Below are 19,425 nucleotides of genomic sequence, written 5' to 3'. Positions count from 1 at the left end.
GACGGAGAGTAGGGCAAGATCTCTGCCTGTGAGCGTCGTCTCGACCGGTCAACGGCGTCTCCTGACCGTGGCCGCCGCCGTCTGGGGCGGGTACGTCGTCGTCGACCTGACCGCCATCGTCCTGGGGCACCGCCGCGTCGTGCAGTACGCCGACCTCCTGCTCGGGACCGTCGCCGAGGTCCTCGTCGTCGCGCTCCTGTGGGTGCGGGCCGCCGGGCCCACCCGCGAGCGCCGGGCCTGGCGGCTGTTCGCGCTGGCCTGGTCGTGCTACTGCGCCTCCGAGCTCGCCCACGACGTCGTCGGCCTGCGCACCGGGGCCCCCGCGCCGGCCGGCACCGGCCTCGAGGCCGGGTTCCTCGCCTGCTACGTCGTCCTGTTCCGCGCCGTCGGCAAGCTCCTGTGGCCCCAGCGCGCCGGCGGCGGCGTCGGGCACCTCGCCGAGAGCCTGGGGCTGGTGCTGCTCCTCGGCGCGCTCGTCCAGCAGTTCGTGGTCCGGCCGCTGGCCGCCTCCAGCGGGCTGCCGCTGAGCGAGGTCAGCCTGTGGCTGCTCATCGCCGCCGCCGACGTGCTCGTCGCCGCCTGCGCCGGGTTCGTCGCCTTCGGGGCCCGCGGCGACCCGCGCTGGTGGTACCTGGCCGCCGGGATGGTCGTCGTCTCCGCCGGTCACGTCGTCCACTCCGTCGTGTTCCTGCGGCGCAGCGAGCAGGCCGGCAGCGGCCTGGACCTGCTGTGGACCGGGGGGCTGCTGCTGGTCGGCGTCGCCGCCACCCAGCCCGCCAGGCCCGTCCCGCTGCGCCCCCTCAGCCAGCGCTCCATCATGGCCGCGCCCGCGCTGGTCCTGCCCGGCTGCATCGTCCTGCTCGCCACCGGCTCCGCCCACCCCCTCGGCACCGAGGTCGTCCTCGCCTGCCTGGTCGCCACGGCCGCTGCGCTCGTCCGCTGGGCCGGTGCGCAGCGCGAGCTGCTCGACCTCGCCCAGTACCGGCACGAGGCGCTCACCGACGAGCTGACCGGCATCCCCAACCGCCGCGCCCTGCTGCTGGAGATCGACCGCCGCATCGCCCGCCGCCGCCCCTTCAGCCTCGCCGTCCTCGACCTCGACCGGTTCAAGGCCGTCAACGACGGCCTCGGGCACGCCGCCGGGGACGAGCTGCTGCGCCAGGTCGTGCGCCGCCTCGCCACCGCCCTGCCCGGCGGGTCCGTGCTGGCCCGCCTCGGCGGCGACGAGCTCGCCGCCGTCCTGCCCGGCGCCGACCTGGACGCCGCCCGCGCCGGCGTCGAACGCGGCCACCGGGCGCTCGCCGTGTCCTACGACCTGCACGGCCACCGCGTGCACGTCGGCGCCAGCGTCGGCCTGGCCGCCTACCCCGGCAACGCCCGCGACGGCGCGGAGCTGCTGCGGCTGGCCGACGGGGCCATGTACGCGGCCAAGGCCGAGGGCGGCACCGTCCGCGTCGTCACCGGCGGCGACGCCGAGCACGCCGCCGACGCGGGCCGCGCGACCGGGGAGCTGCTGCGGGTCGCGCAGCTGCGCACCGCCCTCGGCCTCGACGACGGCGCCGGGGCCGCCGACCTCGCCGCCGCCGGCCGCCTCGTCCTGCACTACCAGCCGCAGGTGGACCTGCGCGACCACGCCGTCGTCGGCGTGGAGGCCCTGGTGCGCTGGGTCCACCCGCGGTGGGGGCTGCTGGGTCCCGACGCCTTCCTGCACCTGACCGAGCAGCACGCCCTGGTGCACCGGTTCACCCGCTGGGCGCTGGACACCGCGCTGCGCGAGACCGCCGGGTGGGCCGCCGCCGGGCACGACCTGCGGGTGGCGGTGAACCTGTCCGCCAGCAGCCTGCGCGACGACGAGCTGCCCGGGCACGTCGAGCGCACCCTGCGCCGGTACGGCCGCCCCGCCGACCGGTTGCAGCTGGAGGTCACCGAGTCGCTGGCGCTGGCCGACCAGCTCGGCGCCGGGGCGGTCCTGCCGCAGCTGTCGTCGCTGGGGGTGTCGCTGTCGGTGGACGACTTCGGCACCGGCTACTCCTCGCTGGCCTACCTGCAGCGCAAGGTCTTCGACGAGGTCAAGCTGGACCGCAGCTTCGTCGGGGGCGTCGGCCGGGACGAGCGGTCCGGGGCCATCGCCGCCTCCACGATCTGGCTGGCCCACCAGCTGGACCTGCGGATCGTCGCCGAGGGCATCGAGTCGCCCGAGACCGCCGAGCACCTCGCCGGGCTGGGGTGCGACGTGGGCCAGGGGTTCCTGCACTGCCGTCCGCTGCCGGCGGCCGAGCTGTGCCGCTGGCTCGACGGCCGCCGCGGCCGGGTCCCGGCGCAGGTCTGAGGTGGCCCGCGCGCACCCCGCCGACCGCCCCGACCGGCGCCCGGACCGGGCCGCGGCCGCCCTCCTGACGGCCGCCGCCGCGTACGGCCTGCTCGGGCTCGCGGTCGCCACCGGCCTCGCGCCCGCCCCGTGGGGCCGCGTCGGCGACGCCACCGTCGGCAACGCCGTCGAGCTCGTCGTCCTGCTGACCCTGGTCCGGCGGGCCCGCGACGGCCGCCGCGGGACCCCGCTGTGGACGATGCTCGCCGTCGGCACCGGCGCCTACTGCGCCTCCGAGGTCGCGTTCGACGTCGCCGAGGCCGTCCTGGGGCGCGGGGTCCGCGGCGTCACCGGCCTCGAGCTCGGCTACGTCGTCGGGTACGGGACGCTGCTGGCCGCGACGATCCGGCTGGTCTGGGTGGGGGCCCGGCGCTGGCGCGCGGGGTACGTCGCCGAGGCCCTCGGGATCGTCCTGCTCGTCGCCGCCCTCGCGCAGGAGTTCGTCGTCCGGCCCCTGGTGGGGTCCAGCGGCCGGCCGTCGGCCGCCGTCACGACGTGGGTGATGCTCGTCGTGCTGGACGCGCTGCTGCTGGCCGGCAGCGTCGTCACCGCGGTCCGGTCGCGGGGCCGCTGGTGGCTGCTCGCCGCCGGCTTCGGCCTGCTGACGCTGGCCGACGCGACGTTCACCGTGGTCTCCCTGACCGGGCGGTACGCCCCCGGCAGCGGGGTCGACGCCCTCGCCGTCGCCGGTCTGGCGTTCGTGGGGGCCGCCGCGCTGCGGGTCCGCACCGCGCCCGCGACGCGGTCGCGCACCCGGTCCTCGATCGTCGTCACGCCCGCCGTGGTGCTGCCGGTGAGCTTCGCGCTGCTGGTCGTCGACCACGTCCACCCGCTGAGCGGGTCCGCGGTGTGGCTCACCGCCGGCGCCTCGGCGGCGGCGCTGCTGCGGATGGTGCTGTCGCAGTCGGAGCTGCTGGAGCTGGCGACGCTGCGCCGCGAAGCCCTCACCGACGACCTCACGGGCGCGGCGAACCGGCGGGCGCTGCTCGCCGACCTCGAACGCCGCTGCGCCGCCGACCACCCGTTCGCGCTCGCGCTGATCGACCTCGACCGGTTCAAGGAGGTCAACGACGGCCTCGGGCACGCCGCCGGGGACGAGCTGCTGCGCCAGGTCGTGCGGCAGGTCCTGGACGCCGTCGCCGACCCCGTGGTCGTCGCCCGCCTCGGCGGTGACGAGCTGGCCCTCGTCCTGCCCGGGGTGTCCGGTGCGGCCGCGACCGCCGACGCCGCCGCCGTGCACACCGCGATGGTCCGCTCCTACGACCTGCTCGGGCACCGCGTCCACGTCGCCGCCAGCGTGGGGGTCGCCGCGTTCCCCGCCGACGCGACCCGCCCCTCGGACCTGCTGCGGTGCGCCGACATCGCCCTGTACGAGGCGAAGACGCCGGGCGGGCGGGTGCGCGCGTTCGGGGACGGCGCCGAGGACCGGGCGGGGGACGGGCGCCCCCGCGGCAGCCTGACCCTCATGACCCAGCTGCGGTCGGCGCTGGGGCTGACCGGCGCCGGTGACGGCGGCTGCGGGCGGCTCACCGTCCTGCTCCAGCCGCAGCTCGACGTCGCCGACGGCGCCGTGACCGGGGCCGAGGCCCTCGTCCGCTGGCAGCACCCCGACCTCGGGGAGCTGTCCCCGGCGCGGTTCCTCGAGGAGGCCGAGCGGCACGGGCTGATGGGGCACCTGACCCACCACGTCCTCGACGGGGCCCTGGCCGCGGCCGCCGGGTGGGCGCGGGACCTGCCCGGGCAGCGGCTGCGGCTGGCGGTGAACCTGTCGGCGACGAACCTGCTGGACGCCGACCTGCCCGCCCGGGTCGCCGGCCTGCTGGCCCGGCACGGCGTCGCCGCGCACGCCCTCGTCCTGGAGATCACCGAGACCGTCCTCATGAGCCGTTCCCCGCGCACCCGCTCGGTGCTGGAGGGGTTGCGCGCGCTGGGGGTGGGCCTGTCCATCGACGACTTCGGGACGGGCTACTCCTCGCTGGCCTACCTGAAGGAACTGCCCGTCGAGGAGGTGAAGCTCGACCGGGGCTTCGTCGCCGACATCGCCGACGACCCCCGCTCGGCGGCCATCGTCGCCTCCACGATCTGGCTCGGGCACCGGCTGGGGGTGCGGATCGTGGGGGAGGGCGTCGAGACCGAGCACACCCTGGGGGTGCTGCGGGCGCTGGGCTGCGACACCACCCAGGGTTTCCTGCACTCCCCGCCGCTGCCCGCCGGGCGGTTCACCGCGTGGGTCGCGGCCCGCCTCGCCGGGGCGCCCACCGCGCCGTAGGGTCGGCCCGTGACTGCTCCCACGATCACCCTGAACGACGGCGTCCAGATCCCCCAGCTGGGTCTGGGGGTGTGGCAGGTCCCGCCGGAGGACACCGCCTCCGTCGTCCTGACCGCCCTGCAGGCCGGGTACCGGCACATCGACACCGCCGCCGGGTACGGCAACGAGGCCGGTGTCGGCGATGCGCTGCACGCCAGCGGGATCGCGCGCGAGGACGTGTTCATCACCACGAAACTCGCCAACGGTGAGCACGGCCGCGACAAGACCCTCGCCGCGTTCGACGCGTCCCTGGCGAAACTGTCCGTCGACTACCTCGACCTGTACCTCATCCACTGGCCGCAGCAGGCCGACGACTACGTCGAGACGTGGAAGGCGTTCGAGGAGATCAAGGCCTCCGGCCGGGTCCGCTCCATCGGGGTGTCGAACTTCCAGAAGACGCACCTGCGCAAACTCCTCGACGAGACCGGCACCGTCCCCAGCGTGAACCAGGTCGAGGTCCACCCCTACCTGACGCAGGAGGACCTGCGGGCCTTCAACGCCGAGCACGGCATCGCCACCGAGGCGTGGAGCCCGCTGGCCCAGAAGCTGAACCTCATCGAGGACCCCGTCGTGACCGGCATCGCCGCCGACCTCGGCCGCACCCCCGCCCAGGTCGTCATCCGCTGGCACCTGCAGCAGGGGAACGTCGTCATCCCCAAGTCCGTCACGCCCGAGCGGATCCGCTCCAACCACGACGTGACCGGGTTCGAGCTGACCGCCGAGCAGGTCGGTGCCCTCAGCGCCCTGAACCGCGACGAGCGGACCGGGCCGGACCCCGACGTCTTCGGCTGAGGCCCCCGCCGGACCTACGTCAGGGGCAGTTCGAACCAGACGGTCTTGCCCGACCCCGCCCGGTCCGAGCCCCACCGGTGGGCGAGGGTGTCGACGAGCGCGACGCCCCGCCCGCCGGTCGCCGTCGGGGGCACGTGCCGCACCTGCGGCCGGCCCCCGCCGCCGTCGCTGACCGAGACCCGCACCGTGCCGTCCGTGCGGCGCCAGCGGACCTCGATGGGCTCACCGCCGTGCCGCACCGCGTTCGTGACCAGCTCGGTCGTCAGGAGCTCCAGCGTCTGCCGGGCCTGGGTGGTGAGCGTGATCGCCGCGAACTGCTCGCGCAGCCAGGTGCGGGTGCGCCGAGCGGCCGACGGGTCGGCCCGCAGCTCCAGACGCGTCATGCCACCTCGTTCGTCCCGACGATCCTGCACCAGTAGACGGCCCAACTCTCGCACCCGCCGGGCCGCAGGCAACCCGGACCCACCGGAACGGGTGCCGATCGGAGCCTCACCAGCGATGATGCACCGGTGCTCCCGGCAGGTGCGGACCGACCCACCCACGACCCCACCCCCGCGGAGCTGGGGGAGGGCACGCTGCTGCCCGCGCACCCCGACGCCGTGCTGGACCGCTTCGCCCGCCTGGGCACCCTCGCCCTGGGCACGCCGGTGGCGCTGGTGTCCATGGTCAGCCGGCACGGGCAGGTCTTCCCCGGCGCCGTGGGGCTGCCCGAGCCGTGGCAGAGCGCCCGCCAGACCCCGCTGAGCCACTCGCTGTGCCAGCACGTCGTGGCCTCCGGCAAGGCGTTCGCCGTCGACGACGCCCGGCTGGACCCCCTCACCGCGGACTCCCTCGCCATCCCCGACCTGAACCTCGTCGCCTACGCCGGCGCCCCGCTGCGGCTGCCCGACCCCCGCACCGGCCTCACCGAGCCCACCGCACCCGTCGTCGGGGTCCTGTGCGCCATCGACGACGCCCCGCGGCGCTGGACCCCCGGGGAGCTCGGCGTCCTGGACGACCTGGCCGCCGCCTGCTCGGCCGAGCTGGGGCTGCGGCTGCTGGAGGAGCGCAACCGGCTGCTGCTGAGCCTGGGGGACGCGCTCGTCGCGACCCGCACCGTCGAGGAGGTGACCGCCACCGTCGCCGCCGTCACCCGCTCCGAGCTCGGCGGTGCGCGCAGCGGGCTGCTGCTGCCCGACGGCCGCGACCGGCTGCGCTCCTCCGACCTGTCGCCGCTGCCGCCCGGCACGCCGGGGACCTGGCGGACCGTCGACCTCGACGCGCCCCTGCCGGTCGCGGCCGCCGCCCGCGAGCGCCGCCCCCACCTGTTCAGCGACCTCGCCGCGCTGCGGGCCGCGTTCCCCGGCGCCGGGGTGCGCGAAGCGCCCGGGTTCGCCGCGTCGGCGTACCTGCCGCTGCTGGTGCAGGACCGGCTCGTGGGGGTGCTGGTCCTGGTGTGGGAGTCCGAGCGGCAGACGCTGGAGGCCGAGGCGGAGGTGTGGAGCGCGCTGGCGCGGTTCACGGCGCAGGCCCTGGACCGGGCGCAGCTGGAGGGCGAGCGCAGGTCGCGGGCCGCGGTGCTGCAGGCGGCGCTGCTGCCGCGGCTGCCGGAGGCGACGGGCCGCCTGACGGTGCGGGGCCGGTACGTGCCGGCGACGCGGGAGGAGCAGATCGGCGGGGACTGGTACGACGTCGTGGTCGGGGCCTCGGGGTCGGTGGCGCTCGTGCTGGGCGACGTCGCGGGCCACGACATGGCGGCCGCGGCCACGATGGCGCAGGTCCGCGGGCTGCTGCGCGCGTTCGTGTGGGACGGCGCGCGGTCGCCGGCCGAACCGGTGCGGCGCCTGGACCGGGCGCTGCCGGGGCTGGGCGTCGACGGGCTGGCGACCCTGGTGCTGGCGTGCGTGGAGGAGACCGCGGACGGGTTCGCGCTGCGCTGGACGAACGCCGGTCACCCGCCACCGGTGCTGCTGCACCCCGACGGCCGGACCGAGCTGCTCGACGGCGCCCCGGACCTGCTCGTGGGGTTGCTGCCGGACTCCCCGCGCCACGAGCACACGGCGCCGGTCCCGCCGGGCGCGACGCTCCTCCTGTACACCGACGGGCTCATCGAGCACCGCGGGCGCAGCCTCGCCGGTGGGGTGGAGCGCGTGCGCGAATCGTTGCGGCGCAACCGGTCCGCCAGCCTGGACGAGCTGCTGGACGAGTTGCTGGCCGAACTGGTCGGCACCCGCGGCGAGGACGACTGCGCCCTGCTGGCGGTGCGGTTCCCGTGACCGGTCACCTCACCGACGTCACCGGCCTGGAGGTCGGGCACGTCACCCGGCGCGGCGAGGGGTGGCTGACGGGCGTCACCGTCGTCCTGACCCCGCCGGGCACCGTCGGCGGGGTCGACGTCCGCGGCGGCGGGCCCGGCACCCACGAGACCGACGCCCTCGACCCGCGGACCCTGGTCCCCACCGTCGACGCCGTCGTCCTGACCGGCGGGTCGGCGTACGGGCTGGTCACCGCGCACGGCGTCCAGCGCTTCCTCGCCGAGCGGGGCCGCGGGTTCCCCGTGGGCCCGGGGCCGGGGGAGGTCGTGCCGATCGTCCCGGCGGCCGCCGTGTTCGACCTCGGCCGCGGCGGGGTCTTCGCGAACCACCCCACCGAGGAGATGGGGTACGCGGCGGCCGCCGCGGCCCGGCCCGGGCCGTTCGACCGCGGCGTCGCGGGGGCCGGGACGGGCGCGCTGCTGGGGGGCCGGTTCAAGGGCGGGGTGGGGACGGCGTCGGCGCGCGCGGGCGGGGCGGTGGTGGCGGCGCTGGCCGTCGTCAACGCGGTCGGCTTGCCGGTGCCCGGGCCGGTGGTGCCCGGGCCGCTGAACACGACGCTGGTGGTGGTGGCGACCGACGCGCTGCTCGACCCCGCCGAGACGTCCCGGACGGCGACGGCCGCGCACGCCGGGCTGGCCCGGGCGCTGGACCCGGTGCACACCCTGGCCGACGGGGACACGGTGTTCTCGCTGGCGACGGGGCGGGTGGCGCTGGCCGGGGAGCGGCGCGAGCGGGTGGGGCAGCTGGTGGAGCTGCAGCGGGTGGCCGCGGACGTGGTGCGCGCGGCGGTGCTGGACGGGGTGGCGTCGGCGGAGGCCGTCGGCGACTGGCCCCCCTTCCCCCTCCACCCGGCCTGACCGGGCGCGCGCCCCCGGCGATCAAGGACACACCCTCGACGATCAAGGACACAGCCGCGGCGATCAAGGACTGACCGTCACTGGTGGGTGCGGCAGTCCTTGATCGCCGTGCGGGTGTCCTTGATCACCGGGTGGGGGAGGGCGTGGAGGGGGCCGGGGTCAGGCGCCGGTGCTGCGCAGGTCGATCGTGCGGGAGCCGGGCGCGGCGGAGCGGACGCGGCCCTTGCCCGACCCCTTCGCCGCGTACATCGCCTGGTCGGCCTGCTGGAGCACGCGGGTGGCGTCCTGGCCGGCGTCGGCCATGGCGAGCCCGACGCTGATCCCGACGGAGAACTCCCAGCCGGCGACGGCGAACGGGGCGGTCATGGCCTCCACGACGCGCTCGGCCACGACGCGGGCGGCGTCCTCGTCGGGCAGGTCGGGGCAGACGACGGCGAACTCGTCCCCGCCGAGGCGGGCGACGGTGTCGCCGGGGCGGACGGCGGCGGTGAGCCGGTCGGCGACGTCGATGAGGACGTGGTCACCGGCCGCGTGACCGCCGGTGTCGTTGACGGGTTTGAAGTCGTCGAGGTCGCAGTACAGCAGCGCGACCTGGTCACCGCTGCGGGCGGCGGCCGACAGGGCGTGCCGCAGCCGGTCCTCCAGCAGGGTGCGGTTGGGCAGGCCGGTCAGCGGGTCGTGCAGGGCCGCCTCGCGCAGGCGGCGCTGCACGAGGCGGCGCTGGGTGACGTCGGCGACCTGGACGACGGCGCCGACCTCACCGGGCCGGCCGTCGTCGCCGGGGGTGGGCCAGGCGGCCGCGGCCAGTTCGAGCCACACCTCCCCGTCACCGTGCTGCAGCTCGGCGTGCCAGTGCGCCGGGCGGCCCGCGGCGACCTCCTGCGCCATCGCGGTGACGGCCTCGACGAAGACGTCGCGGTGCTCGGGGTGGACCTGCTCGGACCAGTCCGAGCCGACGGCGACGCGGGCGCCGAGCATCGACTGGAGCCGGTCGTTGACGCGGGCCACGACGGCCGAGCCGTCGGGCCGCAGCCGCAGCAGGGCCACGCCGAGGAGGGCGTCGTCGAAGGTGCGGCGGAAGACCTCCTCGCGCTTGCCGGCCAGGACGACGGCGCGCTCGCGGGAGCGGACGACCAGGGACATGACGAGCGCGACGGCGCCGGAGGTGAACAGCAGCGCCTGGAGGGCGACGGCGCCGGCGGGGCCGCTGTCGCCGTACGGGCCGAACCCGGCGGCCGTCCCGGTGGTCGCGACGAGCGCGACGGCGAGCTGGCAGGACAGGGCGCGGCGCACCGTCAGACGTGCTGCGCCCCACAGGATCGGGACGACGACGAGGAAGGCCCACGGCCCGCGGGCGCCCCAGAAGACCGCGGCCGAGACCGCGACGGACAGGACCAGGACGAGCAGCCACTCGCAGGCGGCGGCGCGGGCGCGGCGGTCGTCGAGCGGCCGGGGCGCCGGCGGCACGAGCAGCGGCGGGGCGAGCAGGAGGACGCCGAGCAGCTGGGCGAGGGCGTAGGGGACCCCGGCGTGCGGGTCGGCGACCTGCACGAGCGCGGCGGCCGCGGCCACCCCGGCGGCGCTGCCGGCGGTGAACCGCCAGGCGTCGCGGCCCCGTCGCAAGCGCGCAGGCTCCCCTCGGCCGAGCACGGAGATGACGGCGGCGCCGACCCCGCACTGCAGCGCCTGCGCGCTCGCGAACACCGTCGGGTCGAGCCTGCCGAGATCGAGGAGGTGGCCGGCGGCCAGCGATCCCACGAGCGTCCCGGCGACGCACCACCACCGCCGGGCCGGCCGCCGCACCGCCAGCGCCAGCGCCGCCCCCGCGGCCGGCCACCACAGGACGCCGGTGGGGACGTCGGCCCTCACCAGCACCGGTGCGATCGTCGACAGGACGGCCACGACGGCGGCCGTCGTGATCGCCAGCCGCGGGCCGCCCCCGCGCACGCGGGAGGTCGGGTCCGTGGTCCGGCCGGTCTCACCCGTCCGGGCCTGCAGCGCTCTGGCGATCATGCCGACCTCCTCGGCAGGTCCAGCCCGCGCCTTGAGTGCTCCGATCGGGTGAACCCCCGATCGTGACCGGATCGTCACCAGGGGCGGGGGCGGGGCGGGCGTCCGGGGACCGGGGACACTGGGGCGGTGAGCACCCCGCACTCCTCCCACTGGGGCGCCTTCCGCGCGGAGGTCACCGGCGACGGGGTGCGCGTCAGCGCCCACCCCGACGACCCCGAACCGTCCGCGCTGCTGGGCAACGTCGCCGTCGCCGCCACCCCCACCGCCCGGGTCCTGCGCCCGCACGTGCGGCGCGGGTGGTGGGAGGACGGCCCCGGCCCCGACGACCGCCGCGGGCGCGACGAGTTCCTGCCCGTGGAGTGGGACGAGCTGCTCGACCGCGTCGCCGGGGAGTACCGCCGGGTGCTCGACGGGCACGGCCCCCGCGCCGTGTTCGCCGGGTCCTACGGCTGGGCCAGCGCCGGGCGGTTCCACCACGCCCAGAGCCAGCTGCACCGGTTCTCGCACCTGCTCGGCGGCGCCGTCCGCTCGTCGTGGACGTACAGCCACGGCGTCGGCGAGGTCCTCCTACCGCACGTCGTGGGCAGCCAGGAACCCCTGCTGTCGCCGACGTCCTGGGCCAGCGTCGAGGCGCACACCGACCTCGTGATCGCCGTCGGCGGGCTGCCCGCGAAGAACTCCGAGGTCGCCGCCGGCGGCATCACCCGGCACGAGGTCGCGGGCCGGTTGCGCGGGGCCCGCGCCCGCGGCGCCGAGTTCGTGCTCGTCTCCCCGCTGCGCGACGACCTGGCCGCCGAGCTCGACGCCCGCTGGCTGCCCGTCGTCCCCGGCACCGACGCGGCGCTGCTGCTGGCGATGTGCCACGTCCTGCTCACCGACGGGACGTACGACCGGGAGTTCCTGGCCCGCTGCACCGCCGGGCACGAGGAGTTCCTGGCGTCCCTGGCCGGCCGGACGCCGGAGTGGGCCGCGGCGATCACCGGGATCCCGGCCCCCGCCATCGTCGACCTGGCCCGGCGCGCCGTCCGCGGCCGGACGATGGTCACGGTCAGCTGGTCCGTGGCCCGCACCCGGTTCGGTGAGCAGCCCCTGTGGGCGGCGATCGCGTTCGCCGCGATGACCGGCCAGATCGGCCTGCCCGGCGGGGGTTTCGGCCACGGGTACGCCTCCACCGGCGGTGTCGGGAAACGCACCGGCGCCCACCCGCTGCCCACGTTCCCGCAGTTCGCGGACCCGCTGCGGGTCCGCATCCCCGTCGCCCGCATCGCCGACGCGCTGCTGCACCCCGGGGAACCGTACGAGGTCGACGGCCGCCACGAGCGGTACCCGCACCTGCGGCTCGTGCACTGGGCCGGCGGGAACCCCTTCCACCACCACCAGGACCTGTCCCGGTTGCAGCGCGCGTTCCGCGCCGCCGAGACCGTGATCGTCCACGAGCCGTTCTGGACCTCCACCGCCCGGCACGCCGACGTCGTGTTCGCCGCCACCACCACCCTGGAGCGCGAGGACGTCGGCGCCGCCCGCTACGACGACCGGCTCATCGCGATGGGCCGCGTCCACGCCCCCCTGGGGCAGGCCCGCGACGACTACGCCACCCTGGCCGCCCTGGCCCGGCGGCTCGGGATCGGCGCGGAGTTCACCGAGGGCCGCACGGCCGAGCAGTGGGTCGAGCACCTCTACGAGCAGTGGCGGACCGGCCCGGCCGCCCGCGCCGGGGTCGACGCCCCGCCGTACCCGGAGTTCGTCGCGGCCGGGGAGTTCGCGCTGCCCGCCGAACCGGCCCCGAAGGTGATGTTCGCGAGCTTCCGCGCCGACCCCGGCCGGTTCCCGCTGCGCACCCCCAGCGGCCGCCTCGAGCTGCACTCCGCGACCGTCGCCGGTTTCGGCTACGACGACTGCCCCGGCCACCCCGTGTGGCTGGCGCCCGAGGAGGTCCCGGACACCGAGTTCCCGCTGCACCTGATCGCGAACAACCCCGCGACCCGCCTGCACAGCCAGCTCGACCACGGCGCGACGTCGCAGGCCGGGAAGGTCGCCGGGCGCGAGCCGGTCCGCATGCACCCCGCCGACGCCGCCGACCGCGGGCTCACCGACGGTCAGGTCGTGGTGCTGCGCAGCCGCCGCGGCAGCTGCCTGGGCGGGCTCGTCGTCTCCGACGCCGTCCGGCGCGGCGTCGTGCAGATGTCCACCGGCGCCTGGTTCGACCCCGTCGCCGGGGCCGCCGCCGGCGTCACCTGCGGGCACGGGAACGTCAACGTCCTCACCCGCGACGTCGGGTCCTCCCGGCTCGCGCAGGCCTGCACCGGGCAGCACGCCACCGTGCAGGTCACCGGTTTCGCGGGCGTCCCGCCGCCCGTCACGGTGTTCGACGCTCCGGGAACCCCTCGCCCGGCGGGCGCGCCGCGCGCCACGATCTGAGGGTGCTGCCCGCCGACCTGCACCCGTTCGCCGCGCTGCGCGTCCTGGCGCCCCACCCCGACGGCGACGTCGAGCTGCGCACCGGGGACCTCGACGGCGTCCTCGCCCTCGCCGCGGTCGCCGCCCGCGGCGTCCACGCCGACGGCGAGCAGCCGTTCGCGCACCCGTGGACCGACTGCGACCCCGCCGAGCGCGCCCGCCGCACCCTGCGCTGGCACCTGGCCGGCTGGGCCGGGTGGACCCCGCGGGACTGGCGGCTCGACCCCGTCGTCCGCCGCGCCGGCGTCGTCGTGGGCACCCAGTCGCTGGAGGCCACCGGCTTCGGGGTGCTGCGCGAGGTCGTCACCGGGTCCTGGCTGGGGCTGGAGCACCAGGGCCGCGGGACGGGGACGCTGATGCGCGCCGCCGTGCTGCACCTGGCCTTCGCCGGGCTCGGCGCGGCGAGCGCGCGCAGCGAGGCGTACCTGGACAACCCCCGCTCGCTGGGGGTCTCGCGCCGGCTGGGGTACCGCGACGACGGGCGGCAGCGCACGGTCCGCGCCGGCCGCGCCGGCCGCGCCGCCGTCCAGCAGCGGCTGCGCCTCGACGCCGCCGACTGGGCCGCGACCGCGCGCCCGCAGGTGCGGCTCGACGGCCTCGGCTCGGTCGTGCGAGCGCTCGCATAGCGCGCCGGGAGCAGAACTTCAAGGATTCGCGTGTCGAATCGCCCGAACGTGTCGGACCGCCGCGCCCGTTGGGGCATCATGGGGGTCCGAACACGGCGCGGCACCCCGACGGGGGCGGTCGACGCCGCCGAGGCGCGGAGGTGCCGCAGGTGACCACCGAGGGATGGCCGGACGACAGGCTCACCTCATCCGACGTCCCGTCCCTCGTCCGTCACCACGCCGGACCGGCCGACGACCCGGATCGCTACGAGCTGCTCGGCGAGGCCGACGGCGCCGACGAGGCGTGGCACGTCCTGGACCACCGGGCCGCCACCGGCGAGGCGCTGTTCACCCTCGCCGCCCTGCGCCCGGCCGCCGTGGACGACCTCGAGGTCCTGCACGCCGACGAGCAGGGCGAGGCCTCGTCCCGCCGGCAGACGTGGCGCGAACGCGCCGCCGGGCTGGCCCGCGTGCGCCACCCCCGCCTCGCCGGGGTCGTCGGCACCTTCCGCGGGCCCGCGCCGCACCGCCCCGGGCAGGCCGCCGCCGGGCCGGAGTGGGACTACGCCGTCCTGGAGCAGGCCGCCGGGCGCTCGGTCGCCGACTGGCTGCGCGACGACCCCGGCGCCGACGTCGACGAGCGGTTCACCGTCCTGGCCACCGCCGCCAGCGTCCTGGCCGAGCTGCACCGCGGGTCCGAGGACGCGCCCCCGCTCGTGCACGGCGACATCACCCCCCGTTCGCTGCGCCTGGGCGGTTTCTGGCCCACCGACGGCGTCCGGCTGGCCGGGGCCAGCCTCGGCGGCCGCCGCGCCCAGGGCGTCTACACCGCCCCCGAGGTCCGGGCCGGTGCGCTGCCGTCCGCCGCCAGCGACGTCTTCGGCTTCGGCGCCACGTCGGTGTTCCTGCTCACCGGCATGCCGCCGGCGACCTCCCCCGACGGGGACGTCGACCCCTCCCTGGTGCGCCGCCAGCTCGCCGCCGCCGCCCTCACCGCACCCCACCCCGGGCTCGCGGACCTGCTGCTGCAGGCGCTGTCCGCGGACCCCGCCCAGCGCCCGGACCGCCTGCCGGCGTGGGTGAACGGGCTGCGCGCCTTCGTCGAGCCGCGCCCGGCGCTGGACCCGTACGACGGCTACGACGGCCTGGACCACCAGGGCCCGACGGAGCTCGTCCCGGTCGCCGCCCACCGCGCCGCGCGGTCCCTGCCGAAGCGGCCGGTCGTCGTGGTCGTGGGGGCGCTGCTGCTGGCGACCGCGGGCACGGCCGTCGCGATCGCCGCCGTCCAGCAGGGCCGCCTCAAGGACGTCCCCAACCCGGTGGCCATCGTGCAGCCGCCGCAGGAGTCGACGCCCGTGCCGACGACGACGGCCCCGCAGCCGGCGACGACCGCGACGGTGCCCGGCGAGGAGACGACCGCCGCCGGGCGGGCTCCCTCGCCGCGCCGCTCCGCGAGCGCCGGCCGGACCACCGCGACCAGCCCGAGCGCCGTCCCGACGAGCCCGGCGGCCGGTGAGCCGACCGGCCCGGCCCCGAGCGTCCCCGCCCCGGTCGACGCGGCGGCGCCCGCCCCGAGCGCCCCGCCCGCGGTGCCCCCGGCCCCGGTCGAGACGCCGACGGCGACGGCGCCCCCGCCGGTCACCGGCCCGAGCACCCCCACGACGCCGGACGTCACCCCCACGACCCCGGACGTCACCCCGACGACGCCGGACGTCACGCCCACCACCCCGGGCGGCACGCCGACGACCCCGGACGCCGTCCCCACGGTGGTCCTGCCGCCCGTGGTCACGCTCCCCGCGGAGCCCACGCCGAGCAGCACCCCGACGACCAGTTCCCTCGACCCCTACGACCCGCGGTCGGCGCCCACGGTCGTCGACGTCCCCGACGGTCCCTGACCCACCCGGGGCTCAGGCGGCCGAGCGCGTCCGGCCCCGCCCCTGCGCCAGGGCGCACACCGCGTACCCCGCGGCCAGCACCACCGCCACCGGCCCGAGCCGCCCGTCGTCCGGGACGAGGACGACGGCGGCCGCGCACGCCAGGCAGTACGTCACGTTGAACACGAGGTCGTAGGCGGTGAACACCCGCCCCCGGTAGGCGTCGTCGACGCTGCGCTGCACCACGGTGTCGACGCCGATCTTCGCGCCCTGGAACCCCAGCCCCAGCAGCCCGGCCGCGACCGCCAGCACCGGCTGCGACGTGGAGACGCCCACGAGCAGCTGACCGGCGCCCGCGACCAGCAGGCACCCGGTGATCCACGGGTGGACGCGCCCGGGCCGCGCGCCCCACGGGGCCAGCACCGCCGCCAGCCCCGACCCGGCCGCGACCGCGGCCAGCAGCACCCCCAGCGCCGCCAGGCCCGCCGCCGGGTCCGCCGGGTCGGCCAGCACCTGCCGGCACAGCACGACCATCGCGACCGTCGTCAGCCCGAAGCACCAGCGGTGCCAGGCCACCAGGCCCAGGGCCGCCGCGGCCGGGACGCGCTCGCGCAGGTGCCGCACCCCGGCGGCCACGTCGCGGGTCGCCTCCCGCACGCCGCGCCGCGCGGCGCCCGCGCCCGGCGGCGGTCCCAGCAGCCGCCGCGGGAAGGTCAGCGCGACGGCCCCGGCCGCGGCGTAGGCCAGGGCGGACACCACCAGCGCCCCGACCCCGGCGCCGGACCCGGTGCCCAGCGAGGCCGTCACCGCGACCGTCGCCGTCGCCCCCACCCCGGCGGCCACCGTCCCCGACGTCGGCGTGATCGAGTTCGCCAGCACGAACCGCTCGGGGGCCACGACGTGCGGCAGCGCCGCCGACAGCCCCGCCAGCAGCGCGCGGTTCACCGACAGCACCGCCAGCGCCAGCACCCCCACGACCGCGTCGGAGGCGCCCAGGCCCAGGGCGAGCGCCCCCGCCAGCGCCAGCGCGGCCCGCAGCAGGTTGCCGAACCCCAGCACCGACCGCCGCGGCCGGCGGTCCAGCAGCACCCCCGCCCACGGGCCCACGACGGTGAACGGCAGCAGCAGTACCGCCGAGGCGAACGCGACCGCCTCCGGGGTCGCCTGCCGCTCGGGGGAGAAGAAGAACAACGACGCCAGACCGGCCTGGAACGCGCCGTCGGCGGCCTGCCCGGTGAGCCGGACGGCCATCAGCTGCAGGTACCGGCGGGTGCGGAGCAGGTCGCCCAGCTCGGGCAGGACGCCCCGGCGCAGCTCCGGTTCGACCTGTTCGCGCGCCACGGTCGACACCGTAGCGAGCGTGTGGAGGTGTGGTGCGGACCCGTCCGCGCCGCCGGGGACGGCGGGCCGTCCACAGACGGCTGCGCATACTGGACGAGGACCGGTGCCGCAGGACGCACCGGCGTCTGCCGATGGACCGGCAGCACCGACGACTCCCCGATGCCGGAGGACCAGACCGCAGTGGCTTCGCGACGCCCCGCCCCCGTGCCGCCGAACCGACCCCCGGCCCGACGTGGTGCGTCCCCCCGCGGGGGCGGCCCCGTCCGCCCGGTCCGCCGCCGCCGCCCGCGCCGCCGCGCCGTCCTCGGCTGGCTGCTGGGCCTGGTCGCGGCCGGCTTCGTGCTGGCCGCCGGCGGGTTCGCCGCGGCCTACGCGCTGGTGGAGGTGCCGGACCCGAACGCGCTCGCCGACGCCCAGGTCAGCACCGTCTACTACGCCGACGGCACCACCGAGCTGGGCACGTTCGCCGCCCGCAACCGCGAGAACGTCACCATCGACCAGGTCCCCGACCACGTGCAGAAGGCGATCCTCGCCGCCGAGGACCGCAGCTTCTACGAGAACCGCGGCGTCTCGCCGACCGGCATCGCGCGGGCGCTGTGGACGAACCTGACCGACGGGACCAGCCAGGGCGGGTCGACCCTCACCCAGCAGTACGTCAAGAACTACTACCTGACCGACGAGCACTCGTACACGCGCAAGTTCAAGGAGTTCTTCATCTCCTTGAAGATCGACCAGCAGCAGACCAAGGACGAGACCCTCGTCAACTACCTCAACACCGTCTACTTCGGTCGCGGCGCCTACGGCGTCCAGGCCGCCGCGCAGGCCTACTTCGGGGTGGACGCCGGCCAGCTGGACGTCTCCCAGGGCGCGCTGCTCGCGGCGCTGCTCAAGGGGCCCAGCAACTACGACCCCCGCAAGGGCGAGACGCAGGCCGCGAACGCCGCCGAGCGCGTCGACTACGTCCTGGACGGGATGGTCTCCCAGGGCTGGCTGTCGGCCGCGGACCGGGCGGCCGCGGGGCTGCCCGAGACGATCGAGAACACCACCGACGACAACCAGTGGCGCGGGACCAACGGGTACCTGCTGAAGACGGTCGAGGACGAGCTGACGGGGACCGTCGGGCTGACCGAGGAGGACGTCGAGCGCGGCGGCCTGAAGATCGTCACGACGTTCGACCCGAAGGCCCAGGCCGCGGCGGTGGAGGCCGTGCAGGACCAGCTGCCCTCGAAGCTGCCGCAGGGGTTCCACGTCGCGCTGTCCGCGATCGACCCGGCGACCGGCGGGGTGACGGCGATGTACGGCGGCGCGGACTACCTCGCCACCCAGTACAACGACGTCACCCAGGCCCGGGCGCAGCCGGGGTCGACGTTCAAGCCGTTCGCGCTGGTCGCGGGTCTGGAGAAGGGGATTTCGCTGCGGACGACGTTCAACGGGGCCAACGGCCAGGAGGTCGACGGCAACCGGTTCCGCAACTTCGGCGACGAGAGCTTCGGCCGCATCGACCTCGTCACCGCGACCGAGCACTCGGTGAACACCGTCTACGCCCAGCTCAACGACCGGGTCACCCCCGCCGCGACCCGCGACGCGGCCGTCGCCGCCGGCTACCCGGAGGACACCCCCGGCATCTCCGGTGACCAGTACATCTCGAACGTCCTGGGGACCTCCGCGCCGCACCCGATCGACGTGACCCAGGCGTACGCGACGTTCGCCGCGCAGGGCAAGCGCACCCAGTGGCACACCATCGCCAGCATCGACGACGCCACCGGCACCCGGACGTACACCGCCTCGCCCACCACGACGCAGGCGTTCGACAGCGACGTGGCGGCCGACACCACGTACGCGCTGGAGCAGGTCGTGAACTCCGGGACCGGGTCGTACGCCAAGCGGCTGAACCGGCCCGCGGCCGGCAAGACGGGCACCACGAACGACAACCTGGCCGCCTGGTTCGCGGGGTTCACCCCCGACCTGGCCGCGTCGGTGGCGCTGTTCCAGACCAGCCCGGACGGCACGAAGAACGTCTCCCTGGACCTCGGCGGCCGGGAGGTCACCGGCGGTTCGTACCCGGTCCGGATCTGGACGGCGTTCATGCGCGCCGCCCTGGACGGCACGCCGAAGTCGGACTTCCCCGACCGCGCGAACGTCGGCGTCTCGCGCGGCTCGTCCTCGACGTCCACCTCGTCGTCCAGCTCGTCGTCGTCCCCCACGTCCACGTCGACCTCGACGGCCACCGCGACGGCGACGGACACCCCCACGGACTCGCCCACCGGCACCCCGTCGGACTCCCCGACGGGCACCCCGACCGGCACCCCCACCGGCTCGGCCACCTCCTCCGCGACGGGGGGCTCGACGGGGGGCTCGGCGGGGGGCTCGACGGGGGGCTCCTCGGCGGGGTCGACGGCCACCTCCACCCGCGGGTCCGCGGGCGGTGCCGCCGGGGGCGAGCCCGAGCGGCAGGACGCCGAGTCCGACGAGGGGGCCGCCGGGGCGGCGGCGAGCGCGGCGGCCACCGGGTAGGG

The 19,425-nt window shown here is 76.9% G+C and carries 12 protein-coding genes; 9 read left to right on the top strand and 3 right to left on the bottom strand.

What is annotated here, in order from left to right:
- Positions 1-28 precede the first annotated feature (28 nt).
- From ACRYRX_RS14440 to ACRYRX_RS14430, 3 genes are read left to right on the top strand one after another with little or no spacing between them, the layout of a single operon-like run.
- Positions 29-2,329 carry a putative bifunctional diguanylate cyclase/phosphodiesterase gene (locus ACRYRX_RS14440; protein WP_432512814.1) on the top strand — a complete coding sequence of 767 codons (2,301 nt, stop codon included), beginning with the start codon at positions 29-31 and terminating at the stop codon, positions 2,327-2,329.
- A 1-nt stretch (position 2,330) separates the two neighbouring features.
- Entirely contained in the window at positions 2,331-4,637 is a 2,307-nt protein-coding gene (locus ACRYRX_RS14435) for a putative bifunctional diguanylate cyclase/phosphodiesterase (protein WP_432512813.1), read from the top strand.
- A gap of 9 nt (positions 4,638-4,646) precedes the next feature.
- Positions 4,647-5,468 (top strand): aldo/keto reductase, encoded by an 822-nt coding sequence (locus tag ACRYRX_RS14430; protein WP_432512811.1) that lies wholly within the window; start codon positions 4,647-4,649, stop codon positions 5,466-5,468.
- Positions 5,469-5,482: 14 nt separating this feature from the next.
- On the opposite strand, the gene ACRYRX_RS14425 is transcribed toward ACRYRX_RS14430, so the two are convergent.
- Entirely contained in the window at positions 5,483-5,851 is a 369-nt protein-coding gene (locus ACRYRX_RS14425; protein ID WP_432512809.1) for an ATP-binding protein, read from the bottom strand.
- 126 nt (positions 5,852-5,977) lie between these two features.
- Here ACRYRX_RS14425 and ACRYRX_RS14420 point away from each other — a divergent pair, with 126 nt between their 5' ends.
- Together ACRYRX_RS14420 and ACRYRX_RS14415 are read left to right on the top strand one after the other, a co-directional pair.
- A complete protein-coding gene (locus ACRYRX_RS14420) occupies positions 5,978-7,723 on the top strand; it encodes a SpoIIE family protein phosphatase (RefSeq protein WP_432512807.1) in 1,746 nt (581 codons plus the stop codon).
- On the top strand, positions 7,720-8,619 hold the full coding sequence (locus tag ACRYRX_RS14415) for a P1 family peptidase (protein ID WP_432512806.1): 900 nt from the start codon (positions 7,720-7,722) through the stop codon (positions 8,617-8,619). The genes ACRYRX_RS14420 and ACRYRX_RS14415 overlap by 4 nt, the downstream gene beginning before the upstream one ends.
- A gap of 159 nt (positions 8,620-8,778) precedes the next feature.
- Here the strand turns inward: ACRYRX_RS14415 and ACRYRX_RS14410 are convergent, their stop codons facing one another.
- The gene (locus ACRYRX_RS14410; protein ID WP_432512805.1) at positions 8,779-10,632 is read right to left on the bottom strand and encodes a diguanylate cyclase domain-containing protein; all 1,854 of its coding nucleotides are present in this window, start codon (positions 10,630-10,632) and stop codon (positions 8,779-8,781) included.
- A 126-nt stretch (positions 10,633-10,758) separates the two neighbouring features.
- Here ACRYRX_RS14410 and ACRYRX_RS14405 point away from each other — a divergent pair, with 126 nt between their 5' ends.
- The 3 genes from ACRYRX_RS14405 to ACRYRX_RS14395 all read left to right on the top strand — a co-directional run bounded on the left by ACRYRX_RS14405 (position 10,759) and on the right by ACRYRX_RS14395 (position 15,589).
- Positions 10,759-13,050 carry a molybdopterin-dependent oxidoreductase gene (locus tag ACRYRX_RS14405; protein ID WP_432512803.1) on the top strand — a complete coding sequence of 764 codons (2,292 nt, stop codon included), beginning with the start codon at positions 10,759-10,761 and terminating at the stop codon, positions 13,048-13,050.
- A gap of 2 nt (positions 13,051-13,052) precedes the next feature.
- Positions 13,053-13,715, top strand: a complete 663-nt coding sequence (locus ACRYRX_RS14400) for a GNAT family N-acetyltransferase (RefSeq protein WP_432512801.1) — start codon at positions 13,053-13,055, stop codon at positions 13,713-13,715.
- A gap of 149 nt (positions 13,716-13,864) precedes the next feature.
- On the top strand, positions 13,865-15,589 hold the full coding sequence (locus ACRYRX_RS14395) for a serine/threonine-protein kinase (RefSeq protein ID WP_432512799.1): 1,725 nt from the start codon (positions 13,865-13,867) through the stop codon (positions 15,587-15,589).
- A 12-nt stretch (positions 15,590-15,601) separates the two neighbouring features.
- Here the strand turns inward: ACRYRX_RS14395 and ACRYRX_RS14390 are convergent, their stop codons facing one another.
- Entirely contained in the window at positions 15,602-16,909 is a 1,308-nt protein-coding gene (locus tag ACRYRX_RS14390) for an MFS transporter (RefSeq protein WP_432512798.1), read from the bottom strand.
- Between the two features lie 204 nt (positions 16,910-17,113).
- On the opposite strand from ACRYRX_RS14390, the gene ACRYRX_RS14385 reads away from it, so the two are divergent.
- Positions 17,114-19,423: a transglycosylase domain-containing protein gene (locus ACRYRX_RS14385; RefSeq protein ID WP_432512796.1), complete on the top strand. Its 2,310-nt coding sequence runs from the start codon at positions 17,114-17,116 to the stop codon at positions 19,421-19,423.
- Positions 19,424-19,425: the final 2 nt, after the last annotated feature.

This window comes from Kineococcus lubricus, from assembly GCF_050871965.1.
In the GTDB taxonomy this organism is placed as follows: domain Bacteria; phylum Actinomycetota; class Actinomycetes; order Actinomycetales; family Kineococcaceae; genus Kineococcus.
This window is presented reverse-complemented; position numbering and strand designations above follow the sequence as displayed.

What these genes read in the sequence shown, in the direction of transcription:
- ACRYRX_RS14425 (WP_432512809.1), bottom strand. Translation starts at nt 5,851, where the DNA reads ATGACGCGTCTGGAGCTGCGGGCCGACCCGTCGGCCGCTCGGCGCACC.
- ACRYRX_RS14410 (WP_432512805.1), bottom strand. Translation starts at nt 10,632, where the DNA reads ATGATCGCCAGAGCGCTGCAGGCCCGGACGGGTGAGACCGGCCGGACC.